The sequence below is a fragment of the uncultured Campylobacter sp. genome, from assembly GCF_937997405.1.
Classification (GTDB): Bacteria; Campylobacterota; Campylobacteria; order Campylobacterales; family Campylobacteraceae; genus Campylobacter_B.
The window spans coordinates 1-2,011 of sequence record NZ_CALKTL010000180.1 but is presented as its reverse complement, the minus strand read 5'-3'; the positions used below and the strand labels follow the sequence as shown (position 1 = coordinate 2,011).

The window sequence follows — 2,011 nt, the reverse complement described above, 5'->3', positions numbered from 1 at the left end:
TGTTATGCGAAGCCTAAAGATCGTGCATTGCGGCATTTTCAACGAATACGACGACGGCAGTTTTTTCTACGGCATGGAGCGCAAAATCAGCCACGGGCTCATCCGCGGCGGGCACTTCGTCTATGATTTTAGCTACCGCGATTGGGAGCGGAGCCTGCGCTTTTGCGGGCTGAAAAACAGCGGGCTAGAGAAGATGAACGCCAAGCTCGTGCGTATCTGCGAAAACATCGGCGCCGATCTGCTTCTAATCGGCAAGGGCGAAAAGATCGGTCTTAGCGCGCTGCGGGCGATAAAATCGGCGCTTCCTAAGATCAAAATCGCGATCTGGTACGTCGATCATCTGCAAGAAAAACGGGAATTTTTCGAAAAGCTAAGCTTCATCGACGTGTTTTTTTGGGCGAATGCGCTGAAGCTACGCGATCTTTCGGCGAGATACGGCGCGAAATTCGCCTTTTTCCCAAACATCTCCGACGTGGCGTTTGATAGACGTCTAGACGCCGCTAAAACGACCGACGTGATCTACATAGCGCGTGATTATAAAGAGGACGTGAGGTATAAATTTGCGCTTTTGCTGCGCGATTTCTGCGAAAAAGAGGGGCTTAGGCTTAAAATTTTTGCGAGCCTCGGCGCGCCTGCCGTATTCGGCGATAAATTTCATCGCGAGATCGCGGCTGCGAAGATCGCGATAAATTTTAATCGCGACGACGAACTTGAGTGCGCGCGCGCTCATAAATTGCTCGGCGCGAGCGACCGCATGGCACAGTTTTTAGGATGCGGCGTCTGCACTTTTAGCCCCAAGATCGCGGGGTTTGAGCGGCTTTACGAGGATGGCTCGGAGATAGTTTATTTTGACGATCCTGCGGATTGCTTTTCAAAGATCAAATGCCTCCTTTCTAGCGGCGAATACGCGCACATCGCGCAGCGCGGCAGAGCCAAGACGCTAAGGATCGCAAATGCCGCCCGAGTGACAAAATTTATGCTTGAGACGATCTTCGAAGAGAGCTTTGGCGCAGATGCCTGCGGTGAAATTTCTGATGAAAAATGCAGCGAGAGCGGCGGCGAACGTCACGACGCACCAAACGGAAGAGATAAAAACGAGCGGAGCGATTTTTACAGCGATCCTTACGAGTGGCGCGAGTTCGTCTATAAAAACGGAGAAAAATTCAGATGATTTATTTTGCGGCTTTTCTGATCTTTGCCGCCGCGGTGGGCGTTTCGCTGCGGTATAACTGGTGGCGGATCCCGCAGGGCTGGCATAAGGCGCGGGTGCTGATGTATCATAGCGTAGAGGAGCATAAGGGCGATAAATTCGACAAATGGCGGCTGAAGCCTGCCGATTTTGAAAGACAGATCGCGTGGCTTGCGAAAAACGGCTTTAAGAGCTTTAAGCTTAGCGAGCTTATCGCGCTAGAGCGGCTGCCTAAAAAGGCGGTTTGCATCACATTCGACGACGGGTTTGAAAATAATTTTACTAGCGCTTTTGAAATTTTGAAAAAATACGATTTCAAAGCGAGTATATTTTTGGTATCGGACATGTTCAGCACCATACTGGCGAAGATACAGGTTCTGATGCTGCAAAACGACATCGAGCGGATGCAGGCAGACCCGAACTTCTCGCTGGATTCGAGCGACGGGGTGTATATCGTATTCCTCTGCATCGGCATCATCGGCTACTTTACCATTCCCACCGTTGCGGGCTGGATTATCCAAGCCGGAGGCATGGGCGGTTACGGTCGCAACGTGAACCAGATGGCGGGACGAGCCGGAAGCATGGCGGGCAGCGTGGCGGGTGCAGCCGCAGGAAACGCAGTCGGACGTGTCGGCAAATTGCTGAAATAATCAATGTGCAATCATAAATTGGAAAATATAAATGGAATTCAAATCACTTAGAAACATCGAATCGTCGTTCAGGCAGATACGCCTGTTCGGTATCGTCTTCCTCTCGCTGTGCGCCGTGGTGACGGTGTGGAGCGTGTGGAACTCCTACCGTTTCACAGAGAAGCAACGGGAG

Annotated in this window: 1 protein-coding gene and 2 pseudogenes; all 3 read left to right on the top strand. The window is 51.4% G+C overall.

Annotated features, from left to right (window positions below):
* Window positions 1-1,171, top strand: a 1,171-nt coding sequence (locus Q0372_RS09525; RefSeq protein WP_298105285.1) for a glycosyltransferase, incomplete at its 5' end; no start/stop codon positions are given.
* A 140-nt stretch (window positions 1,172-1,311) separates the two neighbouring features.
* Window positions 1,312-1,839 (top strand): annotated as a pseudogene (locus Q0372_RS09520) (polysaccharide deacetylase family protein); the annotation flags it as partial.
* Between the two features lie 31 nt (window positions 1,840-1,870).
* A pseudogene (locus Q0372_RS09515) lies at window positions 1,871-2,011 on the top strand (conjugative transposon protein TraK); the annotation flags it as partial.